This is a genomic window from Rhodanobacter sp. Soil772 (assembly GCF_001428385.1).
In the GTDB taxonomy this organism is placed as follows: Bacteria; Pseudomonadota; Gammaproteobacteria; order Xanthomonadales; family Rhodanobacteraceae; genus Rhodanobacter.
On sequence record NZ_LMSK01000001.1, the window covers coordinates 580,997 to 604,779 of the forward strand.

Consider the following 23,783-nt stretch of genomic DNA (forward strand, 5'->3'; position numbering starts at 1 on the left):
CTTGTCCCGTACGGACCCAGTCAGCCGATCACGGGACCCGCCACCGGCCTGCTGAAATCCTGCGGCGTCAGCGTCTGGGTCAGGCGGAACACGCCTTCGTGGATCTTGCGTGGCAGCACCACGTCGAGCACGGTGGTCTGGTGCGGGCCGAGCATGGCGAACAGGTCGTCGCTGGTGGCGCTTCTCGCCAGCGCGTGGTGGACCAGGCCGCTGAGGTCCATCGGTTGCACGCTGGCGCCGTAGGGGCGGTGGCTGTCGACGGCGGGACGCAGCGTCTTGCGGCTGTTGCGCGGGTCGGCCACGCGGGCGTCGCCGGCGAGCAGGCTGTGGTCGAGGAACAGCGAGATGGTGGTGCGCTGTTTCGAATTGGCCTGGCGGTCGAGCAGGAAGCCGGCCGGCAGCAGGTCGGCACTGGCCTGCACGCCGGCGGTGAACAGGAAGCCGGCGCCGGTCAGCGGTTCGCCCGCCTCGTCGGTGAGCCGCACGATCAGCAGGCTGCGTGGGTCGTGGATGTGCACGCGCGGGGCGAACGGGCCGGCCGGCTCCAGTTCCACCTTGTCCGCGTCGCGCGCGGCGTTTTCGCGCTCGAAGGTGTCGCAGAGGCCCTCATAGTCGCTGGCGCTGCGTATCTGCAGGCAGCGCAGGATCGCCTGCACGGTGGCCGGCGCGGCACTGGCCATGATGCCGTGCTCGTCGCCGGAATGGGCCGCGTCGGCGATCAGCTTGAATGCACAGCGCGGGCTTCGGCTCAGGTTGAGCGCCAGCGTGTCGGTGTCGCCGCGGGCATTGGCCTGCGGCGACAGCACGGCGTGGTGGGCGTTGAGGTTGGCGGCGGCGATGCGCACCACGCCATCGGAACCGTCTTCGCCGGTGTAGCTGTTGAGGTGGTCGTACAGCTTGCGGTCGGGACGGTCGCCGGTCAGCACGAACAGGAATTGCCCGCGCTTCACCGGGTCGTCGCTATGGATGTAATCGAGGTTGAGCGACAGCGATTCGGCGCTGCCCAGTTCCAGCCAGTCGAGGATGCGCTGGCCGGGATCGACACCGGCGAACCACGATTTCAACCGGCCGAGCATGCCCTTGCCGAGCTGCGCCAGCGCCGAGCCGAAATTCGCCGGCGCCAGCATCACCAGGTGGCTGAGCCGGATCGTGCTGTGCGTGGCCGGCTTGTCGCGTTGCGCACGCAGCCATTCGCGCAACACCGGGCCGCCGGTGGAGTGGGTGACGCAGGCGAAGCTGGCGTCGAGCAGGTGCAGGTCGCGCAGTGCGTGGTCGAATGCGCGCACCAGGTCGGACATGGTCACTGCATCGTCGAAGCTCACGTATTCGGACAGCCAGATGTCGGCCAGGCTCAGCGTGAGGCCGGCGGCGGCCGCCTGCTGTTGCAGCTGCTGCGGCAGCTGGCCGTAGGTCGAGGTGTTGGTGACGCTCCAGCCGTGGACGAAGACGAGGGTGGTCATGGCTCAGCTCCCGTGCAATGGCCCAGTCCGACAAGAATCCGCGCGGCGGTCGGCCCGTGATGCGTGGTGATCCTGCCCATGCGGCACGTCGGCATAATGGCACCAGCATCCCGCCATCTTCCACTGGCCTGTCCATGACCGCGAACGTGTTGTTGATCCTGATCGTGCTGGCCACCGTGCTGGCGCTGCTGAAACGGCGCCGCTGCAGCCGCGTGCTGCTGGCGTTGGCACTGATCCTGCTGCTGGCGGTCGGTTGCGGGCCGTTGCCGATCTGGCTGCTGGCGCGGCTGCAATCAGGCTACGCAACCACCGCGCCGATCAGCTGGGGTCAGCGCAATGCGATCGTGCTGCTGGGCGCCGGCAGCGTGCGCGTGGCCGGCAGCGGCAAGATCGAGGCGAGCCTGTTTGCGTACGGGCGCATCAGCAAGGCCGCGGAGCTGTACCGCGAGTGCCGGCGGGCCGGGCGCGAGTGCAAGGTCGAGGTGAGCGGCGGCGATGCGCGCGGGCTCGGCCAGCCGGAAGCGGGGATTTATGCCGGCGACCTGCAACGGCTCGGCGTGGATGCCGCCGACCTGCTGCTGGAATCGCACAGCATGAATACCTGGAAGAACGCGCAATTCAGCGGACCGTTGTTGAAGACCTACGGCGCCGACCATGTGCTGCTGGTGTCGTCCGGTTATCACCTGCGCCGTGGCATGCTGTACTTCGCGCACTTCGGCATCCACGTCGTGCCGGTGCGCGCCGACTACGTCGACGGCGTGCTGTCCTGGCTGCCGCTGTCGTACAACTTCGCGATGGCCGACCTGGCCTTGCACGAGTACGCCGGCATCGCGCGCTATCGCGTGTACAACGCGATGGGCTGGAACGTGCAGGCGACGCGCGCCGGTGCGCTCTGATCACGATTCGCGCATCACCATCAGGCGGATCTCGCTCATGTCCTCGATCGCGTAGCGCACGCCCTCGCGGCCCAGGCCGGACAGCTTCACGCCGCCGTACGGCATGTTGTCCACGCGGAAGCTGGGGATGTCGTTGACGATCACGCCGCCCTGTTCCAGTTCGTTCCACGCGCGCATCGCGTGGTCGAGACTGTCGGTGAAGATGCCGGCCTGCAGGCCGTAGTCGGAGTCGTTGACCATCGCGATCGCCTCGTCAAACCGCCGGAACGGGGCGAGCAGGGCGAACGGGCCGAATGCCTCCATGCGGTTAGCCCTGGCGTCGGCGGGCACGTCTTCCATCAGGGTGGCGTCGAGCATGTTGCCGTTGCGCTTGCCGCCGCAGAGGATCCTGCCGCCAGCTTTCTTCGCGTCCAGGATCCAGCCGTGCAGGCGTTCGGCAGCAGCCTCGTCGATCATCGGGCCGAGGAACACGCTCTTGTCTTTCGGATCGCCGGCCTTGAGTTTCTTCGTGGCGGCGACCAGCTTGCGCTTCAGCGCGTCGTAGATGTCGGCATGCGCGTAAATGCGCTGCACGCCGATGCAGCTCTGGCCGGACTGGTAGAACGCGCCGAAGATCAGCCGTTCGACCACGCGGTCGAGTTTCGGATCCTGGTCGGCGTCGACGATGCACGCGGCATTGCCGCCCAGTTCCAGCGTCACCTTCTTGTGCCCGGCACGGGCCTTCAGGTCCCAGCCGATCTGGCCGCCGGTGAACGAGAGCAGCTTGAAGCGCGTGTCCTCGACCAACGGACCAGCATGCGCGCCGTCCAGGGTGAGGATCGAGAACGCGCCTTTCGGCAGGTCGGTCTCGGCCAGTACCTCGCCGATGATCAGCGCGCCGATCGGGGTCTTCTCCGACGGCTTAAGCACGAACGGGCAGCCGGCGGCGATCGCCGGCGCCACCTTGTGTGCCACCAGGTTCAGCGGAAAGTTGAACGGGGTGATGAACGATACCGGCCCCAGCGGCACACGTTTCGTGTAACCGTGATAGCCGTCCAGACGGCTGGCCAGTTCCAGGTTGATCGTCTCGCCGTTGATGCGAACGGCCTCCTCGGCGGCGATGCGGAAGGTCTCGATCAGCCGGGTCACCTCGCCGGCCGCATCCTTGATCGGCTTGCCGGCTTCGATGCACAGCGCCTCGGCCAGCTCGTCGCGGCGCTCGGCGAAGCGCTGCGCGCAATGCTGCAGCACCGCCTGGCGCGCCCACGGCTTGTACTCGCGCATCGGCTTCGCCGCCTTCACCGCGGCGACGATCGCCTTCTCGGTGGCCTTCGCGTCCGGCACGGCGACGCGGGTGGCCAGCTGGCCGCTGTACTTGTCGCGCACGTCGAGCATGTCCTTCGACGTCTGCGGCTGGTTGGCGAGGTAGTAGGGGTAGGTTTTCCTGAGCATGGCCTTCGTCCTGGAGCGGATTGCACCAGCATAAAGGCACGCTGCGTTCAGTGGACGTGAGCCACTCAGTCGTCGCCGCTGACTCGCAGCGGCAGTTCGCCATCGGCGAGCCGGGCGCGCAATCGCGTGTCGACGGCGACGTTCTGCGCCGAGCGCAACACCTGGCCATCCGCGCCGAACAGGATCGCGTAGCCGCGCTCGAGCGTGGCCAGCGGGCTGACTGCGTGCAGCGCATGACCGGCGTGGCGCAGTGTCGTCTGCCGGCGTTCGAGGATGTGCGTGATCGCGCGGCGCAGGCGCTGGTCCTGCTCGACCAGCCGGCGTGCCAGCAGTGGCATTCGCGCGCGCGGGTGCTGTGCCAGCAGGCGTGCGTGCAGGCGTTCCAGCCGCGTGTGACGCTGCTGGCTTTGTTCGCGCAACACGACGGTCAGGCGGCGTTGCAGGTGCTGCAACCGTTCGCGGTCGCGCTGCAATCGGGCTTGTGGCCGCTGCGCCTGCAGTCGCGCCAGCAGGTGGTCGACGCGTTGCGACTGCGCCTGCAACTGGCGTTGCTGCAAGGTGACCAGGCGCTGTTGCAGCTGCCGCAGGTGGCGGCCGATCGCCACCGCGTCGGGCACCAGCAATTCGGCGGCGGCCGACGGCGTGGGCGCGCGCAGGTCGGCGACGAAGTCGGCGATGCTGAAGTCGATCTCGTGGCCGACCGCGGAAACCACCGGCACTGCGCTGGCGTGGATCGCCCGCGCCACCGCTTCCTCGTTGAACGCCCACAGGTCTTCCAGCGAACCGCCGCCGCGGGTCAGCAGCAGTACGTCGTAGCGCGCGCTGGCCGACGCCTTGCGCAGCATCGCCACGATCGCCGGCGGCGCCTCGCGGCCCTGCACCGGCACCGGCAGCACCTCGACGTCGGCCAGCGGCCAGCGTCGGGCCAGCACGCTCAGCACGTCGCGGATCGCCGCGCCGGTGGCCGAGGTGATCACGCCGATGCGCCGCGCGTAACGGGGCAGCGCGCGCTTGCGCGCCGGATCGAACAGGCCTTCGGCGTCGAGCCGGGCCTTGAGCTGCTCGAACTCGCGCTGCAACGCGCCTTCGCCGGCCGGCTCCATGTATTCGGCGACCAGCTGGAACTCGCCGCGCGGCTCGTACAGGCCGACCTTGGCACGCAGCAGCACCTGCATGCCGTCGACCGGGCGGAAGCGCAACGCGGAAGCCTTCATCTTGAACATCGCGCAGCGCACCTGGGCGCCGCTGTCCTTCAGGGTGAAGTACAGATGCCCGGAGGCGGGCTTGGCCACGTTCGACAGCTCACCCTCGATCCACACCTGCGGCAGCGCGTCGCCCAGCAAGTCGCGCACCAGCCGGTTGAGCAGGCTGGGGGTGAGGACGTGGCGTGGCGTGGCGTTGTCGAACGGCTCTGGCATAGGGGCGCGAGCCTAGCATGCGGGCAGTATCAAGTTGTGAGAAAACATCCGCTTGAGGCCGGAAGCGCATGAAAGTTGTCAAGTGACGAAAGCGGGCGCTTCAGTCGTCGCTTGCGTCACGCAGTTCGCGCCAGCGGCGTTTGCGTACGCGCCAGCTGCGGATGCCCAGGTTCAACGCGAACCAGGCGGCGATGGCGCCGAACGGCCAGCCGATCCACGCCGGCCACAGGAACGCGATCACCGCCAGCACGGCAAGCGCCAAGGTGCCGATCACTAGCGGGCCGCTACTGGTGTCGCCCAGCACGCGGCGATTGGCCAGTGCGGCGCCGACGCTGTTGGCGATGCGCAAGGCGCCGGCAGCGGCGCGGCCGGAGCTGCCGCCGGCGTGGCGCACCCGCGGCGGTCGCGTTTCGCTGCTGCGCACTTTTTCGCGGCTGCCGTTGCCGTGCCGGCGTCGACGCGAAGCCAGCACGATCTCGGTGGCGTTGCCCAGGTCCTTTTCGTATTGCGCGGCGAGCTGGCCGGCGAAGCCGGCGTCCTCGACCGCCACGTCGAGTTCGCGGTTGCCGAGCCAGCTGGCGATGTTGAGGTTGGACGAACCGACCCGCGCCCACTGGCCGTCGGCTACCGCGGTCTTCGCGTGCAGCATCGAGCCGTTCCATTCGAACACGCGGATGCCGGCTTTCAGCAAGGGGCGGTAACCCGAACGCGACATGCCGGCCACCACCGGGATGTCGCTGCTGCCGGGTACCAGCAGGCGCACGTCCACGCCGTCGCGCGCTGCCGCCACCAGTGCCTGCACGTACGGCGCGAGGCCCACGAAGTAGGCGTCGGTGAGCCACAGCGTCTTGCGCGCCATCGCGGCGATCAGTTGGTCGAGCCGGTACATGCCGGCGGTGGTCGGCTGGGTGGCGATCAGCCGCAGCGCCACGTCGCCGGCCGGCACGGCCGGTTCCGGCATGGCCGAAAACGGCCGCAGCGCGGTGCCGGTCTCGCCCCAGCTTTGCGCGAATGCGGCCTCCAGCTCGGCCACGGCCGGGCCGCGCAGCGCCACGCCGGTGTCGCGCCAGGGCGGAATACCGCGCGCTGGGTTGCCCAGCCACTTCGCGCTGATGCACACGCCGGACAGGAAGCCGAGGCTGCCGTCGACCACCAGCAGCTTGCGGTGGTCGCGGCTGATCCAGCCGAAGGGCTGGCCCAGCTGCGGCGGATTGAATACCCGCACCTCGCCGCCGGCCGCACGCAGCGGCGCCCAGAACGCGCCGCGCGACTGGCCGAGGCAACCGAACCAGTCGGCCACCACCGCGACGAACACGCCCGCCTGCGCACGTTCGACCAGGGCATCGCGGAAGGCGCGGCCGATTTCGTCGTCGCGGATGATGTAGTTCTCCAGCAGCACGCGCTGCCGCGCGCCGCGGATCGCGGCCAGCCAGGCGGCGTAGTGCGCGGCCGCGTCGATCAGCAGTTCGACCGCGTTGCCGTTGAGCAGCGGGGCGCCGGCGGTGCGGCTCAGGGCCTGTTCCGCCAGCAGGCGGCTGGGGGTGGTGGGGATCAATGGCGTGGGCATCGGTCGAGTGTAGGCGATGGCTTGTGCGCACGCCGTCATGCCGGGGCTTCTGGCATCATCCGGCGCATGTCGATCGAGCACCGCTACGTTGACACCGATGCCTGCGCGGGCTATCTCGCGGACAGACTCGGCCCGCACTTGCGCGTCGCCGCGCCGCTGGGCCTGGGCAAACCGCACGGGTTGCTCAACGCGCTGTATCGGCTGGTTGCCGCCGACAGCGGGCGTTCGATGCGCCTGTATACCGCGCTGTCGCTGACCCGGCCGCAGCCGGCGCCGGGGCTGGAGCAGCGTTTCCTCGGGCCGTTCCTCGAGCGCCACTTCGGCGCCGATGCGGTCGACCCGCAGTACGCGCTGGACCAGGCGCGCGATGCGCTGCCCGCGAACGTCGAGGTGCACGAGTTCTACCTGCAGTCCGGCGCGTTGCTGCGTTCGGCCAGCGCCCAGCGCAGCTACATCAGCCAGAACTACACCCACGTGGCGCGCGACCTGGCGGTGCAGGACATCAACCTGCTGGTGCAACTGGTGGCGCGCCGCGAAGGACCGGACGGCGTGCACTACAGCCTGTCGTGCAACCCCGACCTGACCATGGATTTCCTGCGCCAAGTGCAGCTGGCCGGCCGGCCGCGGCCGATGTGCGTGGCGGTGGTGCATCCGGACCTGCCGTACCTGAGCGGCAATGCCGAAGTGGCGGAGGCGTATTTCGATGTGGAACTGCGTCCGGACGCGTCGCCGCCGCTGTTCGTGCTGCCGCGCTCGCCGGTGGGTCTGGCCGAATACGCGCTGGGCCTGCACGCCAGCGCGCTGGTCAAGGACGGTGGCTGCCTGCAGATCGGCATCGGCGCGCTGTCCGACGCGTTGGTCAAGGCGCTGCTGCTGCGCCAGCAGGACAACACCCCGTGGCGCCGCGCGCTGGTGGCGCTGGACCCTGCCGGCGCCACGCACGCGCTGGCCGGCCAGGTAGGCGGCCTGGCTCCGTTCGAGGCCGGCCTGTACGGCGCCAGCGAGATGGTGATGGATGGCTTCATGCACCTGCAGCGCGGCGGCATCCTGAAACGGCGCAGCTGGGACAACCTGGCGCTGGAACGCGCTGCGGTCGCCGGCCGGTTGAACCCGGCCACGCCGGGCGGGCATTACCTGCGCGGTGCGTTCTTCCTGGGTTCGCGCGAACTGTACGCATGGCTGGATGCCACCGAAGCGGCCGATCCGGATGCGATCGACATGTGCCAGGTTTCCAACGTCAACCAGTTGTACGGCAACCACCAATTGCTGGCGACGCTGCAGCGGCGCGGCGCGCGTTTCTTCAATACCTGCATGATGATGACCCTGCTCGGCGCGGCGGTGTCCGACACGCTGGAGGACGGCGCCGTGGTCAGCGGCGTCGGCGGCCAGTACAACTTCGTGGCGATGGCGCACGAATTGCCGGACGGCCGCTCGGTGCTGCTGCTGCGCGCCACGCGCAACAGCCGCGGCGGGATCGAGAGCAACATCCGCTGGAACTACGGCCAGACCACCATTCCGCGTCACCTGCGCGACATCGTGATCACCGAGTACGGCGTCGCCGACCTGCGCGGCAAGAGCGACAGCGAGTGCATCGAGGCGATGCTGGCGATCGCCGACGCGCGCTTCCTCGACGCGCTGTGTGCGCAGGCGAAGGCCCACGGCAAGCTGGCTGCCGATTTCGCGATACCGGAAGCCTGGCGCCGCCATCATCCCGACCACCTGCACGAGATATTGGCGCCGTTCCAGCACAAAGGCCTGCTGCCGAAGTTTCCGTTCGGCAGCGATTTCACCGAAGTCGAGCAGCGCCTACTGCCGGCGCTGGAGTGGCTGAAGGCCGCCACCGGCAACCGGCGCGGCAAGCTGCGTCTGCTGCGCGCATTCTGCCGGCCTGGGGAAGCGGTGCCGGGCGAGGCCGAAGCCCTGGCGCGAATGGGGCTGGATGCGCCTACGAGACTGGCCGACCGCCTGCAGCAGCGCTTGCTGCAGGCCGCCTTGCGCCGGAAACCGTAGCGGCCGCTCGCGGGCTACTGCGTGGAGCGGTCGGTTTCGTCGGGCGACTCGGGGGCAGGTTCTGCCGGCGCCGGATCGTCCATCAACGGCAGCACCGACGGGCTGTCCAGGTCGTCGAACTGCTGGTGGTTGACCGCCCAGAAGAACAGCCACACCGCGACGATCACCACCAGCAGGGTGACCGGAATCAGCACCAGCAGAATGTTCATGCGCGCAGCTCGCGTGGGCGGGCTGCCGGACCGGAGGCGTCGGAGCGGTCAGGCACCGCATCGCCGCCGACGCGCAGCGCGTTCAGCACCACCAGCAGCGAGCTCAGCGACATGCCGATGCCGGCCAGCCACGGCGGCACGAAGCCGAACGCGGCAAACGGCACCGCGCACAGGTTGTACAGCAAGGCCCAGCGCCGGCTCTGCGCCATCACCTGTTGCACCTGGCGGGCGATCGTACGGGCATCGACCAGGCCGTCCAGACGTCCATCCAGCAACAACAGGTCGGCGTGCGCCTGGGCCAGCTCGGTGCCCGACGCCAGCGCCGCGGAAACGTCGGCGCCGGCCAGCACCGGGGCGTCGTTGCTGCCGTCGCCCACGGCCAGGGTGGTGCGGCCGCTCGCTCGCGCCGCCTGCAGCCGTTCGAGCTTGTCGGCAGGCGACTGCCGCGCATGCCAGTCGTCGATGCCGAGGCGGGCGGCAAGCGCGGCGACGCGGGTAGCGTTGTCGCCGCTGGCGATCATGGCGGCGATGCCGTCGGCACGCAGCGCGTCGAGTGTGCGACGGGCATCGACGCGGGGTTGTTCGTCGAGATGGAACGCCGCGATCGCGCCTTGCGTATCGGCCAGCAGCAGTGCATCGGCTATCCCGGATGAAACCGGCGGGCTGCCTGGAGCCAGTGCGAAATCGGCGCGGCCCAGGCGCAGCTCGCGGCCATCGACCTCGCCGCTGATGCCGGCACCGGCATGCACCTGCACCGACTGTGCGTGCAGCGGCGGCGCCTGCTGGCGGGCCGCGTCGGCGAGGGCGCGGGCCAGCGGGTGCGAGCTTTCGTGGGCCAGCGCGGCGGCCAGTTGAAGCACCTGCTCGGATGTGTCGCCGCGCAGGGGTTCGACCGCGCGGCGGTCCAGCTGCGGCATGGTCAGCGTGCCGGTCTTGTCGAACAGCGCGTAGTCGACCCGCGCCAATGCGGTCAGCGCCGCGCCGTCGGTAACCAGCACGCCGCGGCCGGCCAGCACGCCGAGCGCACGGCTCAGCGTGGCCGGGCGGGTCAGCGCGAACGCGCAGGGGCAGGCCACCACCAGCACGGCCACCGCGGCCTCGAATGCGCGCGATGGATCGACTAGCAGCCAGCCCAGCGCGGTGAGCACGGTGAGTATCAGCACGCGGGCGACGAAGCGGCCGATCTCGCGATCGCTGGCGGCGATCAGCGAACGTGCCTGCCGTGCGCGGGTGGCCAGGGCGCCCAGCCGCGCCACCGTGGTGGTGGCGCCGCTGTGCTCCACGCGCAATTCGGCGGGTCCGGACAGCAGCACGCTGCCGGCGATCAGCCGCTCGCCACGCTCGCGCCGCAGCGGATGCGATTCGCCCGACAGCAATGCCTCATCCACCCGCACGCCGGCGCTTTCCAGCACGCCATCCGCCGGCACGGTGCCGCCTTCGGCGATATGCACGCGGTCGCCGGGCAGCAGGGCGATCGCGGCCACCGTTTCCAGCTCGCCGTCGGCGCGGCGTCGCTGCGCCAGCAGCGGCGTGGCATCGATCGCCGCGTCGCCGAGCGCGCCGCTGCGGTGGCGCGAACGCAGTTCCACGTAGCGCCCGCCGAGCAGCAGGAACACGAACATGGTCACCGAGTCGAAATAGATCTCGCCGCTGCCGCGTAGCGTGTTGAACGTGCTGGCCAGGAACACCAGCGCCACCGCCAGCGCCACCGGCAGGTTGATGCCGAGCCGGCGTTCACCCAGTTCGCGCACGGCACCGCCGAAGAACGGCTGCGCCGAGTAGAACACCACCGGCAAGGTGGTCAGCAGGCCCAGCCAGCGGAACAGGTTGCGCGTGCTGAAGTCGACGAAGTCGACCACGCCGATGTAGATCACGAAGGCGTACGTCATCACCTGCATCGAGCACATGCCGGCGACCAGCAGGCGCTTCAGCGCGTCGTGCTGCTCGTGCGCGCGGGCGTCGTCGATGCTGTCGTGCTGCAGCGGCTGCGCCGGGCAGTTCGCGGCGGCGAAGTTGTCGAGCAGGCTGGGCAGCGAGGTGCGTTGCGCGTCCCACACCACCCGCACGCGCTGCGCCGGGCGATCGATGGCGACACGCCGCACGCCGGGCAGGGCGCGAATGCGCTGTTCCAGCCACAGCACCTGGCGTGCGTCGTTCAGCGACTCGACCCGCAGTGCGATTTCGCTGCAACCGTCGCGGCGCGGGCGCAATACCTGCGCGGCGAGTTGCGGATGGGCCCACGCCGCGTAGGTGTTCATCGCGGCGGATCAGTCGACGGGCGAGGCGGCGGGCCGGCGCTGCTGTGCGCGCTGACCGGTACGCCAAATACCGTGTGCGAGGTATCCAGCGGCGTGTCGGCGTGGCTCGCGCCGAGCGCGATCATCCACACGCAGCCGGCCAGCGAAGCCGCGAAGATCAACACGCCCAGCCACAGCACCGGCTGGCGATACCAGGCCGATGCCGTGTGGGCGGCTATGTCATTGCCTGCTTTCATCGGCAGGGTGCGACAGGTGGTAGACGTAGGCCGCGACCACGCGGATCTGCTCGTCGGACAGACGCGGGCTCCACGCCGGCATGTGGCCCTGGCGGCCCTCGCCGATGCTCTTCTCGATGTCGGCCACGCTGCTGCCGTGCAACCACACCTTGTCGGTGAGGTTCGGTGCGCCCAGCGCCGGGTTGCCCTTGCCGTCGGCGCCGTGGCAGGCCGCGCAGGTAGCGAACAGCGGCTGGCCGGCAGCGGCCTTGGCCGCGTCGTGCGGCGCGCCGGACAGGCTCAGCACGTACTGCGCGAGGTTCTTCACGTTGTCCGCGCCCAGGCTCGCCCACGGCGGCATCACGCCGCTGCGTCCGTCATGGATCGAAGTGGTGATGTCGCTGCCGCTGCCGCCGTAGAGCCAGTCGCCATCGCTGAGGTCGGGTGCGCCGAGCGCAACATTGCCCTTCGCGCTGCGCTGGTGGCAGGCGGCGCAGTTGTCCTCGAACAGCACCTTGCCCATCTGCTGCGCGGCGGGGTCACTGGCCAGCTGCTCGACGGGATACAGCTTGAAGCGCTCCATCAGCGGCGCGAGCGTGGCTTCGTTGACGGCCACGTTGTGCGCCAGCTCGCCATGCGAGGTCCAGCCGAGCAGGCCCTTGAAGCTGCCGAAGCCGGGGAACAGCGCCAGGTAGACGAAGCCGATCACGAACATGGCGCCGGAGAACAGCACCCACCACAGTGGCAGCTTGCGCACGCCTTCGCGCAGCACGCCGTGAGCCCAGACGTGGCCGCTGGTGCCGTCGGGCAGGGTGGGGATCTTCGCGCGCGGACCCCACAGGTACAGGAAGAACGTGATGCCCATGTTCAGCACCACCAGGAACATCACCCACAACGACCATCCCGTGCTCATGGGCAGTTCTCCTTCGTGTCGGGTTCGACTTCAGGCTCGTCTTCCATGGGCAGGCGTGCCATGCGGTTGAACGTGGGTTTGTGGTACTTGCGCCACGCCCAGAACCAGATACCGAGAAAGGTGAACATCATCAGCAGGATGAACACGCCGGCGATGTGGCCCCAGATCGGATTCATCGGAGTCATGGCGCGCCTCCCGTGCTGGCCGGCACACTTGTGGCGTCAGGTTCGTTCTTGATGCCCAGGCCCTGCAGGTACGCGACCAGCGCATCCATCTCGGTCTTGCCTTCCACCGCGGCCGGCGCGCCGGCGATGTCCGCGTCGCTGTACGGGTCGCCCAGCTTGCGCAGGGTGCGCATGCGCGCCTGGATGTCGGCGGCGTCGAGTTTCTTTCCGGCCAGCCACGGGTAGGCCGGCATGTTCGACTCCGGCACCACCTGGCGCGGGTCCAGCAGGTGCATGCGCTGCCAGTCGTCGGAATACTTGCCGCCGACGCGGGCCAAGTCCGGGCCGGTGCGCTTGGAGCCCCACTGGAACGGCCGGTCGTAGACCGATTCGGCGGCGGTCGAGAAGTGGCCGTAGCGCTCGGTCTCGAAACGCAGCGCGCGGATCATCTGCGAGTGGCACAGGTAGCAGCCCTCGCGCACGTAGACGTCCTTGCCGGCCAGCCGCAGCGGGTCGTACGGGTGCACGCCGGGCGGCGCCTCCAGCTTGTGCGCCTCGACGAACAGCGGGGTGATCTCGGCCAGGCCGCCCAGCGAGACCATGATCGCGATGCCGATCGCGAGCAGGCCGGCGTGTTTCTCGATTGCTTCGAAATGCTTGTAGGCCATGGTATGAGCTCTACTTGAAGAGTGCGGCCATGGATGGCCGCCTTTGGATTTGCGGGGCCGGGTTGCGCCCACGAAACAGGAAGTTGACCGGAGTGGCGATCGTGGACGAGCGCATCAGCTGACGCCGGCGGGCAGCGGTGCCGGAACCTGATGCGGCACGGGCTCGGGGATCGGCACCGGGATCGGCTTGATCAGGCGCGCGCGCGCATCCGCCGCGGTATGCCACAGGTTCCAGGCCATGACCCACATGCCCGACAGGATCAGCACGCCACCCAGCCAGCGGATCAGGTACATCGGCTTGATCGCGATCAGGCTGTCCAGGAAGCCGTAGGTGAGTGCGCCGTCCGGATTGGTGGCGCGCCACATCAGGCCCTCGGTGACGCCGGCGGTCCACATCGCGCCCACGTACAGCAGGGTGCCCATGATGTGCAGCCAGAAATGCACTTCCATGCCCTTGTGCGAATACATCTCCGGGCGGCCCAGCGCGCGCGGCGCCATCGCGTAGAGCGAGCCGATGGTGATCATCGCCACCCAGCCCAGCGAGCCGGAGTGCACGTGAGCGATGGTCCAGTCGGTGTAGTGCGACAGCGAGTTCACCGTCTTGATCGCCATCATCGAGCCTTCGAAGGTGGATGCCGCGTAGAACACCAGCGACATCACCATGAACTTCGCGGCGGGGTCGGTCTTCAGTCGCCACCACGAACCGTTGAACGTGAGCAGGCCGTTCGCCGCCGAACCCAGGCTGGGCATCAGCAGCACCAGCGAGAACGCCATGCCGACCGACTGCACCCAGTCGGGCAGGGCGGTGTACATCAGGTGGTGCGCGCCGGCCCACATGTAGACCGAGATCAGCGCCCAGAAATTGACGATCGAGAAACGGTAGCTCCACAGCGGCTGCTGCGCCTGCCGCGGCACGAAGTAATACATCATGCCGAGGAAGCCGGCAGTGAGGAAAAACGCCACCGCGTTGTGGCCGTACCACCACTGCACCATCGCATCGACCACGCCCGAGTAGATCGGGTAGGACTTGAGCAGCGACACCGGCAGGGCGAGGTTGTTGACGATGTGCAGCAGGCCCACCGCGATGATGAACGCGCCGTAGTACCAGTTCGCCACGTAGATGTGCTTGATGCGCCGGCGCGCCAGGCTGCCGAAGAACACCACGCCGAAGCTCACCCAGACGATCGCGATCAGGATGTCGATGATCCATTCCGGCTCGGCGTACTCCTTGCTCTGGGTCATGCCCAGCGGCATGGACACCATCGCCAGCACGCAGACCAATTGCCAGCCCCAGAACGTGAACGCGGCCAGTTTCTTGAACGCCAGTCGCGCGTGGCCGGTGCGCTGCACCACGTAGTAGCAGGTGCCCATCAGCGCCGAGCCGCCGAACGCGAAGATCACGCCGAAGGTGTGGTCGGGGCGAAGCCGGCTGAAGGTCAGCCAGGGGATCTCGAAATTGAGTGCCGGCCACATCAACTCGGCGGCGACGTAGACGCCGACCGACATGCCGATGATGCCCCAGACCGCCGCGGCCAGCAGGAACTGGCGCACGACCTTGTCGTTGTAATACTCGGTATTCGGCATGGGGTTCCCCGGCTGGATATCTGGACAATCTTAGGCGAAGCATGCGGTGCCGCATTGACTCCGATCAAGTTGCTGCGGCAATCCGCCCCTGTGCCGATGACGCTGGACGGCCATGTGCAACCGATCGGCCGCCAGCGTGCGCCGATTTGCCACAGGGCGACAGGCCTGATCGGGTATCCTTGGCACTATCGCCGCGAACCATCGCGACCTGTCATCCCGGTTGATTCCATGAGTGAGATTGCTACACAGAAACCGCGCCCGGCCGAGCCGGCATTGCGCCGGCCCAGCGTGGCCGTGCAGATCGGCAAGGTGAAGGTCGGCGGCGGTGCGCCGGTGGTGGTGCAGTCGATGACCAATACCGATACCGAGGACCCGGCCAGCACCGCCAAACAGATCGCCGAGCTGGCCCGCGCCGGCTCCGAGCTGGTGCGCATCACGGTCAACACGCCGGCCGCCGCCGCCGCGGTGCCGCGCATTGCCGAGCGACTGGCGATGATGGGCGTGGACGTGCCGATCATCGGCGACTTCCATTACAACGGACACCAGTTGCTGGAACGCGAACCGGCCTGTGCTGAAGCGCTGGCGAAGTACCGCATCAATCCCGGCAATGTCGGCTTCGGCAAGAAGCATGAAAGCCAGTTCGCGTCGATCATCGAGAAGGCGCTGCGCTACGCCAAGCCGGTGCGCATCGGCGCGAACTGGGGCTCGCTGGACCAGGGCATGGTTACCGCGCTGATGGACGAGAACGCCCGCCGCGCCGACCCGTGGGATGCCTCGCACGTGGCGCGCGAGGCGCTGATCCGCTCGGCGCTGGACTCGGCCGCGCTGGCCGAGAAGATCGGCCTGGCGCGCGACCGCATCATCCTGTCGTGCAAGGTCTCCGGTGTGCAGGAACTGATCGCGGTGTACCGCGACCTGGCCACGCGCTGCGACTACGCGCTGCACCTGGGTCTGACCGAAGCCGGCATGGGTTCCAAGGGCATCACCGCGTCCAGCGCCGCGCTGGCGGTGCTGCTGCAGGAAGGCATCGGCGACACCATCCGCATCTCGCTCACCCCCGAGCCGGGCGCGTCGCGCACCGGCGAGGTGATCGTGGCGCAGGAACTGCTGCAGACCATGGGCCTGCGCTCGTTCACCCCGCTGGTCACCGCCTGCCCGGGTTGCGGACGCACCACCAGCGAGTTCTTCCAGGAACTGGCCAAGACCGTGCAGGAACACGTGCGCGAGCAGATGCCGCTGTGGCGGGTGAAGTACGACGGCGTGGAGAACCTCACCCTGGCGGTGATGGGCTGCATCGTCAACGGCCCGGGCGAATCCAAGCACGCCAACATCGGCATCTCGCTGCCGGGCAACGGCGAGGCGCCGGCGGCACCCGTGTTCATCGACGGCGAGAAGGCGATGACCCTTCGCGGCGACAATATCGCCAACGAGTTCGTGGGCATCCTCGACGACTACGTGGCGCGCAAGTATGCGGCGCGAACGGGCTGAGGCCACCGTCACACCGCCGCCGCAGGCGCTGACTCATACTTCCACCTGCCCGCAAGAGGCGTGGCGTGCATGTCGTGGGCGGGATGATCTCGCCGGGGAGCCGTCGTGAGAATCAGCCCTCAGTCCCGTACTGTCCTGCTCTACGTGCTGCTGTCCGCGTTGTGGATCTGGCTGTCCGATCGGGCGCTGGACGCCCTGGTGCACGGTCAGGCCGAGTTGACCTTCCTGCAAAGCGTCAAGGGCTGGCTGTTCGTGGTCAGCACGGGTGCGTTGTTGTACTGGATGATCGGCCGTGACCTGCGCCGTCTGCAGGCGGCCAACCGGAGACTGCTGGACGGGCATACCCAGGCCTTGCGCGTGCTGGTCTCGGCGATGGATATCCGCCACCGCGAGACCGGCGACCATTCCGACCGGGTGATGCGCATGGCCACCGGCCTGGCCCGCCTGGCTGGCGTGCAGGGCGAGGCGTTGCGCAACCTGACCTTCGGCGCCTTGCTGCACGACATCGGCAAGCTGGCCTTGCCCGATGCGGTGCTGATCAAGCCGGGCAAGCTGGACGACGAGGAAATGACGGTGATGCGCCGCCACCCGCAGCTCGGCTACGAGCTGCTGCAGCGGGTGGACTTCCTGCGCGATGCCGGCGAGATCCCGCACAGCCATCACGAGCGCTGGGATGGTGGCGGTTATCCGCAGGGTTTGCGCGGCGAGGCGATTCCACTGGCCGCGCGCATCTTCAGCGTGGTCGACGTGTGGGACGCGTTGATCACGGCGCGCGTGTACAAGCCGGCGTGGCCGGAGCCCGAGGTGCTGGATTACCTGCGCGAAGTTGCCGGCAGCCAGCTCGATCCCGGCCTGGTGGCGCTGTTCCTGGAGAACTACGACGGACTCAAGGCGCTCGGTCGCTGAGGTCAGTCACCGGCGCAGGGCTGGATCAGCCGCGGCGTGAAGGCGGCCCAGCTGCCGACCAGCCCGGGCAATTGGCCGAGCCGGGTGGCCTGGCGCAGGAATTCCGCGCGGGGCAGCTCGATCGCGCCCAGGCCGAGCGTATGCGGGTTGCTGACCTGGGTGTCGATCAGCGGGAAGTCCATGTCGCGCAGCAAGCGCGCCAGCGCAGCCAGGGCGAGCTTCGAGCCGCCGCTCTCGACACTGAACATCGACTCGCCGCAGAACAGCCGGCCGATCGCCACGCCGTAGATGCCACCGACCAGGCGTTCGCCGTCCCACACTTCCACGCTGTGCGCGTGGCCGTCCCGATGCAGCTGCACGTAGGCGTCGATCATCGCCGGCACCAGCCAGGTGCCGGCGTCGTTGGCGCGCGGCGCGGCGCAGGCATGGATGACCTGGTCGAATGCGTGGTCGACGGTCAGCCGCCACGACTTGCCCTTGAGCTGGCGGCGCAGGCTGCGGTTGATCCGCGGGGTTTCGGTACGGAACACGCAACGCGGGTCGGGCGACCACCACAGGATCGGCTCGTGCTCACCGAACCACGGGAAGATGCCGAGGCTGTACGCGGCCAGCAGTCGCCGTGGCGACAGGTCGCCGCCGAACGCGAGCAGGCCGTTCGGCTCGGCCAGCGCCTGGCGGGGGTCGGGGAAGCGGTCCCAGAGTTCGGAATCCAGCAGTGGCAGCCGGTTCATCGTTCGACCTTGCCGTGATCGGCATAAGGGCTGTGGCTTCGCAGCCCGGCGGCGTAAGCGTCGACCGCTTCGGCCTCGCTGGCAAGCGCCATCGCCACCGCGGCACGGAAATCCGGGTTCGCCAGGTAGTGGCGCGAGTGTGTGCGCACCGGCAGGAACCCGCGCGCAAGCTTGTGCTCGCCCTGCGCGCCGGGCTCGAAGCGATCCAGCCGGTGTGCGATCGCGTGCTCGATGCCGCGGTAGTAGCACAGCTCGAAATGCAGGCCGGGCACGTCCGCCGCCGCGCCCCAGTAGCGGCCGTACAGCACGTTGCCGCCCTGCACGAACAGCGCCATCGCCACGATGGCTGCGCCGTCGCGGGCCAGTGCGAGCTGCGCGGTCGATCCCAGCGTGCCGAGCCGGCGGAAGAACGCGGCGGTCAGCGCGGCGTGGTTGCCCTTCATGTCGAAGGTGGCTTCGTACAGCGCATGCACGCACTGCCACTCGGCGTCATTGAGCGTGTCGCCGCTGCGCCACTCGATGGCCAGTCCGCTCGCCGCCACCTGGCGGCGTTCGCGCAGGATGTTCTTGCGCTTCTTGTGGTTGAGCGCGGCGAGGAAATCCGGGAAGTGGCGGTAACCGTGGTTGTGCCAGTGGAACTGCACATCCGAGCGGATGAGCCAGTCGTCGTCGAATGCAGCCAGTTCGGCGGGTTGCAGGAAATTCGCATGCACCGACGACAGGCCGAGCCGCGCGGCTTCGTCGCGCATGGCATCGACCAGCGCACGCTGCAGTTGTGGCGTGCGCTCGCCGCTGCCGGCGAGCAGGCGCGGCCCAGGTACGGGCGAGTAGGGCACGCCGTTGAGCAGCTTCGGGTAGTACTCGCCGCCGGCGCGCTGCCACGCGCTGGCCCAGCTCCAGTCGAACACGAACTCGCCGTGCGAGTTGCCCTTCAGGTACAGCGGCGCGGCGGCGAGCAGGCGGCCGTCTTCGTACAGGCCCAGGTGATGCGCCTGCCAGCCCCAGTCGGGGCGGATGCAGCCGCTGCGTTCCAGCGCGTCCAGGAATGCGTGCGACACGAACGGATTGGCGTCGGGGCGCAAGGCGTCCCACGCCGCGGCAGGCAGTTCGGCGATCGCGGCATGGAAACGGATCTCGTGCATGGTATGGCCTGCAGAAGCCCGCCAGCGGGCTCCTGCATCGGTCAATTGGCCGGGGTCTGCTGATCCAGCCAGCGTTCGGCGTCCAGTGCGGCCATGCAGCCGAAGCCGGCCGAGGTGACGGCCTGGCGGTAAATGTGGTCGGCCACGTCGCCGGCGGCGAACACGCCGGGAATCGAGGTCATCGTGGCCATGCCGCTCTGGCCGCTGTGGATCCTGATGTAGCCGTCGTGCATGTCGAGCTGGCCTTCGAAGATGCCAGTGTTCGGCGTGTGACCGATCGCCACGAAGAAACCGGTGGCCGCGATGTCGCGGGTGGCGCCGGAGTTGACGTCCTTCACGCGCACGCCGGTGACGCCGGTATCGTCGCCGAGCACTTCGTCGATGCTGTGGTTCCAGACCAGCTCGATCTTGCCGGCGGCGGCTTTCTCGAACAGCTTGTCCTGCATGATCTTCTCGGCGCGCAGCTTGTCGCGGCGGTGCACCAGGTAGACCTTGCGGCCGATGTTGGCCAGGTACAGCGCCTCCTCGACCGCGGTGTTGCCGCCGCCAATCACCACCACGTCCTGGTCGCGGAAGAAGAAGCCGTCGCAGGTGGCGCAGGCGGACACGCCCTTGCCCTTGTACTTCTCCTCGCTTTCGATGCCGAGGTACTTGGCGGTGGCGCCGGTGGTGATGATCAGCGCGTCGCAGGTGTACTCGCCGGAGTCGCCCTTGAGCCGGAACGGGCGCTGCTTCAGGTCCGCCGTGTGGATGTGGTCGAAGATCATCTCGGTGTGGAAGCGCTCGGCGTGCTCGGCCATGCGCTGCATCAGCGCCGGACCCTGCAGGCCCTCGACGTCGCCGGGCCAGTTGTCCACGTCGGTGGTGGTCATCAGCTGGCCGCCCTGCTGCAGGCCGGTGATCATGGTCGGCTTGAGGTTGGCGCGAGCCGCATACACCGCAGCGGTGTAGCCGGCGGGGCCGGAGCCGAGGATCAGCAGGCGGCTGTGTTTGGGGGCAACGCTCATGGTTATAATCCTTGGGTTTTCTGGTGACTTGAGTGGTTGTTCGCTCCACCCCCTGCGGCGGTTTCCCTTGGGGCCGCATCGGGCGGTGACGACGGAGCGCACGACCCCCGAAGAATGGGGAATATGCGGCACCGATTCAAGGCATCGGCAGATCGGTGATCCTGCCGCGGCGATTGCACGATGGATTCACCCTCCCACAGGATTCCTTCTCCATGCGCATCGGCATTCCCTCCGAAACCAAGACCCTGGAAGGTCGCGTTGCCCTCATTCCCGCCGCGGCCGCCGACCTGGTGCGTCGCGGCCACGACGTGTTCGTCCAGTCCGGTGCCGGCCTGAAAAGCGGCTTTGCCGACGAGGCTTACGTCAAGGAAGGCATCCGGGTCGTGCCGGACGCCGCCGCGCTGTACGAGGCCGGCGAGTTGATCGTCAAGGTGAAGGAGCCGGTCGCCGGCGACCTGGCCCTGCTGAAGAAACATCACCTGTTGTTCTGCTACCTGCACCTGGCTGCCGAACCCGAGTTGAGCAGGAGTCTTCTCGACATCGGCCTGACCGGCGTGGCGTTCGAGTCGGTGACCGAGAACGGCGCGCTGCCGCTGCTGTTGCCGATGTCGGTGATCGCCGGCCGCATCGCCATCCAGATCGGCACCACGCTGCTGCATCGGCCGCAGGGCGGCAAGGGCAAGCTGCTCGGCGGCATGGCCTCCACCCCGCGCGGCAAGGTGGTGGTGCTCGGCGCCGGTGCCGCCGGTGGCAACGCCGCCGCACTGGCCGCCGCGGCCGGCGCCAACGTGGTGGTGTTCGACAAGCGCCAGGACCGCCTGGCCGAGATGATGGCGATGGGCTCGAACGTCACCGCGCTGTATGCCTACGAGTCGTCGGTGGCCGAGGAAGTGCGCGACGCCGACATCGTGGTCGGCGCGGTGCTGATCCCCAGCGCCCGGGCGCCGCACGTGGTCAGCGAGGCGATGGTCAGGACGATGGAGCCGGGCAGCGTGCTGGTGGACATCGCGATCGACCAGGGCGGCTGCTTCGAGACCTCGAAGCCGACCACCTGGGAGAAGCCCACCTACGACGTGCACGGCATCACCCACTTCTGCGTGACCAACATGCCGGGCGCGGTGCCGCAGACGTCGTCGCTGGCGATTTCCGCCGCGATCCTGCCCTACGTGCAGCGCCTCGCCGCGGGCGACGAGTGGCGCCAGTTCGCCCCGCTGGGCAGTGGCATCAATGTCGACGGCGGCAAGCTGGTGCATCCCGCGCTGCAAGGTATGCTCTAACCCTTGGCAGGCAGGAAGGGGGCACCCAGAGTGGCGCGCAGCACGAACGTCAGGCAACAACCGAAGGAAGGTCTCAGCGAGGAGCTGAAGCGCCGGCTGCGTGAAGCCGGTGCCCTGCTGCTGCTGCCGCTGGCGCTGTACCTGCTGGTGTGCCTGTTCAGCTACAACCCGCACGACCCCAGCTGGACGAACGCCGGCCAGCTGGAACACGCACGCAATTTCGGCGGCACCGTCGGCGCCTACATCGCCGACCTGCTGCGCTGGATCTTCGGCCTGGTCGCCTACTGCTTTCCGCTGCTGCTGCTGTTGCTGGGCGTGCAGGTGTTGCGCCAGCGCGGCGAGCAGGTGGTGCATCCGTGGGAGCCGGCGCTGCGCCTGATCGGCTTCGTGTTCTTCTTCATCACCGGCCCGGCGCTGCTGTATCTCAATTTCCATGACGAGCCGGTGCTGCCCCAGGGTGTGGGCGGCATCATCGGCGTGTGGGTCGGCGATGCCCTGCTCAGCGCGTTCGGCGCCAAGGGCGCGCCGCTGCTGCTGCTGGCCTTGTTCCTGATCGCGGTGACCCTGGCTACCGGGCTGTCCTGGTTCAAGGTGATGGACCTGACCGGACATGGCGTGCTGAAACTGCTCGACTGGCTCAAGGGCAAGCTGCGCGAGGCGCCGCAGGCGCTGGCCGCGCGACAGGCGCGCACCGAGCGCGAGGTGGTCAAGAAGGCCGACGCGGTGCGCCAGGCCAAGCGCGAACCGGTACGCATCGAGGCGCCGCCCGCGCCGGTGACCAAGAGCGAGCGGGCCCGGCTGGAAACCCAGATTCCGTTGTTCGTCGGTGCCGCCACGCCGGGCGAACTGCCGCCACTGTCGCTGCTGGACGAGGCGCCGCCGCAGGGCCCGGGCTATTCCGAGGAAACCCTCGAAGTGCTCTCGCGCCAGGTCGAGTTCAAGCTGAAGGATTTCAAGATCGACGTGAAGGTGGTCGGCGCCTATCCGGGCCCGGTGATCACCCGCTTCGAAATGGAGCCGGCGCCGGGCATCCGCGGTTCGCAGGTGTCCAGCCTGGACAAGGACATCGCGCGCGGCCTGTCGGTGGTCAGCGTGCGCGTGGTCGACGTGATCCCCGGCAAGAACGTGATCGGGCTGGAGATCCCCAACACCCACAAGCAGATCGTGTATCTGTCGGAGATCCTGCGTTCGGACAAGTACGACCAGCAAAAATCGCCGCTGGCGCTGGCGCTGGGCAAGGACATCGGCGGCAAGCCGGTGGTGGTCGACCTGGCCAAGATGCCGCACCTGCTGGTGGCCGGCACCACCGGCTCGGGCAAGTCGGTGGCGGTCAACGCGATGGTGTTGAGCCTGCTGTACAAGGCCAGCGCGAAAGACGTGCGGATGATCATGATCGACCCGAAGATGCTGGAGCTCTCGGTGTACGAGGGTATCCCGCACCTGCTGGCGCCGGTGGTCACCGACATGAAGGAAGCGGCCAACGCACTGCGCTGGTGCGTGGCCGAGATGGAGCGCCGCTACAAGCTGATGGCCGCGGTCGGCGTGCGCAACCTGGCCGGCTTCAACAAGAAGGTGAAGGACGCCGAGAACGCCGGCCAGCCGTTGCTGGACCCGCTGTTCCGGCCGAACCCGGAGATGCCGAACCTCGCCGCCGAACCGCTGGAGCCGCTGCCGTACATCGTGGTGTTCATCGACGAATTCGCCGACATGATGATGATCGTCGGCAAGAAGGTGGAGGAGCTGATCGCCCGCCTGGCGCAGAAGGCGCGCGCCGCCGGCGTGCACCTGATCCTGGCCACCCAGCGCCCGTCGGTGGACGTGATCACCGGCCTGATCAAGGCGAACATCCCGACCCGCATCGCGTTCCAGGTTTCCAGCAAGATCGACTCGCGCACGATTCTTGATCAGTCCGGGGCAGAGACCCTGCTCGGCTACGGCGACATGCTGTACCTGCCGCCGGGCACCGCCACGCCGGAACGCGTGCACGGCGCCTTCGTCGACGACCATGAAGTACATCACGTGGTCGCCTGGCTGAAATCGCAGGGCGCGCCGAACTACATCGAGGGCGTGCTGGAAGAGGCGCAACCGACCAGCGACGGCAAGTTCATCAACGACTCCGGCCTGCCGCAGGAAGGCGAAGAGGGCGGCGACGCCGACACCCAGCTGTACGACAAGGCCGTGGCGATCGTCACGCAGACCCGGCGCGCCTCGATCTCCGGCGTGCAGCGGCACCTGCGCATCGGCTACAACCGCGCCGCGCGGCTGGTCGAACAAATGGAACAGGACGGCGTGGTCAGCGCCCCGCAGCACAACGGCAACCGCGAAGTGCTGGCGCCGCCCCCGCCGAAGAACTGAAGCCGGCCTGGCAGGGCGGGCTCCTACCGATCCGTTAAGCCGGCACTGTCCACAATCCACCGCCATCATCACGTTCCGGGGAAT

At 68.4% G+C, this 23,783-nt stretch carries 20 protein-coding genes; 6 read left to right on the forward strand and 14 right to left on the reverse strand.

Annotated elements, in window-relative coordinates; all coding sequences use genetic code 11:
- Positions 1-20 precede the first annotated feature (20 nt).
- Positions 21-1,460: a hypothetical protein gene (locus ASG75_RS02865; protein WP_056385526.1), complete on the reverse strand. Its 1,440-nt coding sequence runs from the start codon at positions 1,458-1,460 to the stop codon at positions 21-23.
- Between the two features lie 134 nt (positions 1,461-1,594).
- On the opposite strand from ASG75_RS02865, the gene ASG75_RS02870 reads away from it, so the two are divergent.
- Positions 1,595-2,356: a YdcF family protein gene (locus tag ASG75_RS02870; protein ID WP_056385528.1), complete on the forward strand. Its 762-nt coding sequence runs from the start codon at positions 1,595-1,597 to the stop codon at positions 2,354-2,356.
- On the opposite strand, the gene ASG75_RS02875 is transcribed toward ASG75_RS02870, so the two are convergent.
- From ASG75_RS02875 to ASG75_RS02885, 3 genes are all read right to left on the reverse strand, one after another.
- Positions 2,357-3,787 carry an aldehyde dehydrogenase family protein gene (locus tag ASG75_RS02875; RefSeq protein WP_056385530.1) on the reverse strand — a complete coding sequence of 477 codons (1,431 nt, stop codon included), beginning with the start codon at positions 3,785-3,787 and terminating at the stop codon, positions 2,357-2,359.
- A gap of 65 nt (positions 3,788-3,852) precedes the next feature.
- Complete coding sequence (xseA, locus tag ASG75_RS02880; RefSeq protein WP_056385532.1) at positions 3,853-5,205, reverse strand: exodeoxyribonuclease VII large subunit; 1,353 nt, start codon at positions 5,203-5,205, stop codon at positions 3,853-3,855.
- Between the two features lie 100 nt (positions 5,206-5,305).
- Positions 5,306-6,772, reverse strand: a complete 1,467-nt coding sequence (locus ASG75_RS02885) for a phospholipase D-like domain-containing protein (RefSeq protein ID WP_056385534.1) — start codon at positions 6,770-6,772, stop codon at positions 5,306-5,308.
- Between the two features lie 66 nt (positions 6,773-6,838).
- Between ASG75_RS02885 and ASG75_RS02890 the strand changes: the two genes are divergently transcribed.
- Positions 6,839-8,782, forward strand: coding sequence for an acetyl-CoA hydrolase/transferase C-terminal domain-containing protein (locus tag ASG75_RS02890; RefSeq protein WP_200935583.1), 1,944 nt, complete (start codon positions 6,839-6,841; stop codon positions 8,780-8,782).
- Between the two features lie 14 nt (positions 8,783-8,796).
- On the opposite strand, the gene ccoS is transcribed toward ASG75_RS02890, so the two are convergent.
- The 7 genes from ccoS to ccoN all read right to left on the reverse strand — a co-directional run bounded on the left by ccoS (position 8,797) and on the right by ccoN (position 14,793).
- Positions 8,797-8,991 (reverse strand): cbb3-type cytochrome oxidase assembly protein CcoS, encoded by a 195-nt coding sequence (ccoS, locus tag ASG75_RS02895; RefSeq protein WP_056385535.1) that lies wholly within the window; start codon positions 8,989-8,991, stop codon positions 8,797-8,799.
- Complete coding sequence (locus tag ASG75_RS02900) at positions 8,988-11,249, reverse strand: heavy metal translocating P-type ATPase (protein ID WP_056385537.1); 2,262 nt, start codon at positions 11,247-11,249, stop codon at positions 8,988-8,990. Before ASG75_RS02900 ends, ccoS begins: the two co-directional genes overlap by 4 nt.
- A complete protein-coding gene (locus tag ASG75_RS02905; RefSeq protein WP_056385539.1) occupies positions 11,246-11,485 on the reverse strand; it encodes a hypothetical protein in 240 nt (79 codons plus the stop codon). The genes ASG75_RS02900 and ASG75_RS02905 overlap by 4 nt, the downstream gene beginning before the upstream one ends.
- Positions 11,469-12,377, reverse strand: a complete 909-nt coding sequence (gene ccoP / locus ASG75_RS02910) for a cytochrome-c oxidase, cbb3-type subunit III (protein ID WP_056385542.1) — start codon at positions 12,375-12,377, stop codon at positions 11,469-11,471. Before ccoP ends, ASG75_RS02905 begins: the two co-directional genes overlap by 17 nt.
- Positions 12,374-12,562 (reverse strand): cbb3-type cytochrome c oxidase subunit 3, encoded by a 189-nt coding sequence (locus ASG75_RS02915; protein ID WP_056385543.1) that lies wholly within the window; start codon positions 12,560-12,562, stop codon positions 12,374-12,376. Before ASG75_RS02915 ends, ccoP begins: the two co-directional genes overlap by 4 nt.
- Positions 12,559-13,209, reverse strand: coding sequence for a cytochrome-c oxidase, cbb3-type subunit II (ccoO, locus tag ASG75_RS02920; RefSeq protein WP_056385546.1), 651 nt, complete (start codon positions 13,207-13,209; stop codon positions 12,559-12,561). The genes ASG75_RS02915 and ccoO overlap by 4 nt, the downstream gene beginning before the upstream one ends.
- Positions 13,210-13,323: 114 nt before the next feature.
- The gene (ccoN, locus tag ASG75_RS02925) at positions 13,324-14,793 is read right to left on the reverse strand and encodes a cytochrome-c oxidase, cbb3-type subunit I (RefSeq protein ID WP_056385548.1); all 1,470 of its coding nucleotides are present in this window, start codon (positions 14,791-14,793) and stop codon (positions 13,324-13,326) included.
- A 228-nt stretch (positions 14,794-15,021) separates the two neighbouring features.
- Here ccoN and ispG point away from each other — a divergent pair, with 228 nt between their 5' ends.
- Together ispG and ASG75_RS02935 are read left to right on the forward strand one after the other, a co-directional pair.
- Positions 15,022-16,281, forward strand: a complete 1,260-nt coding sequence (gene ispG / locus ASG75_RS02930) for a flavodoxin-dependent (E)-4-hydroxy-3-methylbut-2-enyl-diphosphate synthase (RefSeq protein ID WP_056385551.1) — start codon at positions 15,022-15,024, stop codon at positions 16,279-16,281.
- Between the two features lie 105 nt (positions 16,282-16,386).
- Positions 16,387-17,187, forward strand: a complete 801-nt coding sequence (locus ASG75_RS02935) for an HD domain-containing phosphohydrolase (protein ID WP_056385553.1) — start codon at positions 16,387-16,389, stop codon at positions 17,185-17,187.
- A 2-nt stretch (positions 17,188-17,189) separates the two neighbouring features.
- Here the strand turns inward: ASG75_RS02935 and aat are convergent, their stop codons facing one another.
- Genes aat through trxB form a run of 3 tightly spaced genes read right to left on the reverse strand, consistent with a single transcriptional unit; the run spans position 17,190 to position 20,067 of the window.
- Positions 17,190-17,918: a leucyl/phenylalanyl-tRNA--protein transferase gene (gene aat, locus ASG75_RS02940; RefSeq protein ID WP_056385554.1), complete on the reverse strand. Its 729-nt coding sequence runs from the start codon at positions 17,916-17,918 to the stop codon at positions 17,190-17,192.
- Positions 17,915-19,060 carry a GNAT family N-acetyltransferase gene (locus ASG75_RS02945; RefSeq protein ID WP_056385557.1) on the reverse strand — a complete coding sequence of 382 codons (1,146 nt, stop codon included), beginning with the start codon at positions 19,058-19,060 and terminating at the stop codon, positions 17,915-17,917. The genes aat and ASG75_RS02945 overlap by 4 nt, the downstream gene beginning before the upstream one ends.
- A 41-nt stretch (positions 19,061-19,101) precedes the next feature.
- Positions 19,102-20,067 (reverse strand): thioredoxin-disulfide reductase, encoded by a 966-nt coding sequence (gene trxB / locus ASG75_RS02950; protein WP_056385559.1) that lies wholly within the window; start codon positions 20,065-20,067, stop codon positions 19,102-19,104.
- A gap of 212 nt (positions 20,068-20,279) precedes the next feature.
- Between trxB and ald the strand changes: the two genes are divergently transcribed.
- A complete protein-coding gene (gene ald, locus ASG75_RS02955) occupies positions 20,280-21,344 on the forward strand; it encodes an alanine dehydrogenase (protein ID WP_056385561.1) in 1,065 nt (354 codons plus the stop codon).
- A gap of 84 nt (positions 21,345-21,428) precedes the next feature.
- On the forward strand, positions 21,429-23,699 hold the full coding sequence (locus tag ASG75_RS02960) for a DNA translocase FtsK (RefSeq protein ID WP_235580159.1): 2,271 nt from the start codon (positions 21,429-21,431) through the stop codon (positions 23,697-23,699).
- Positions 23,700-23,783 lie beyond the last annotated feature (84 nt).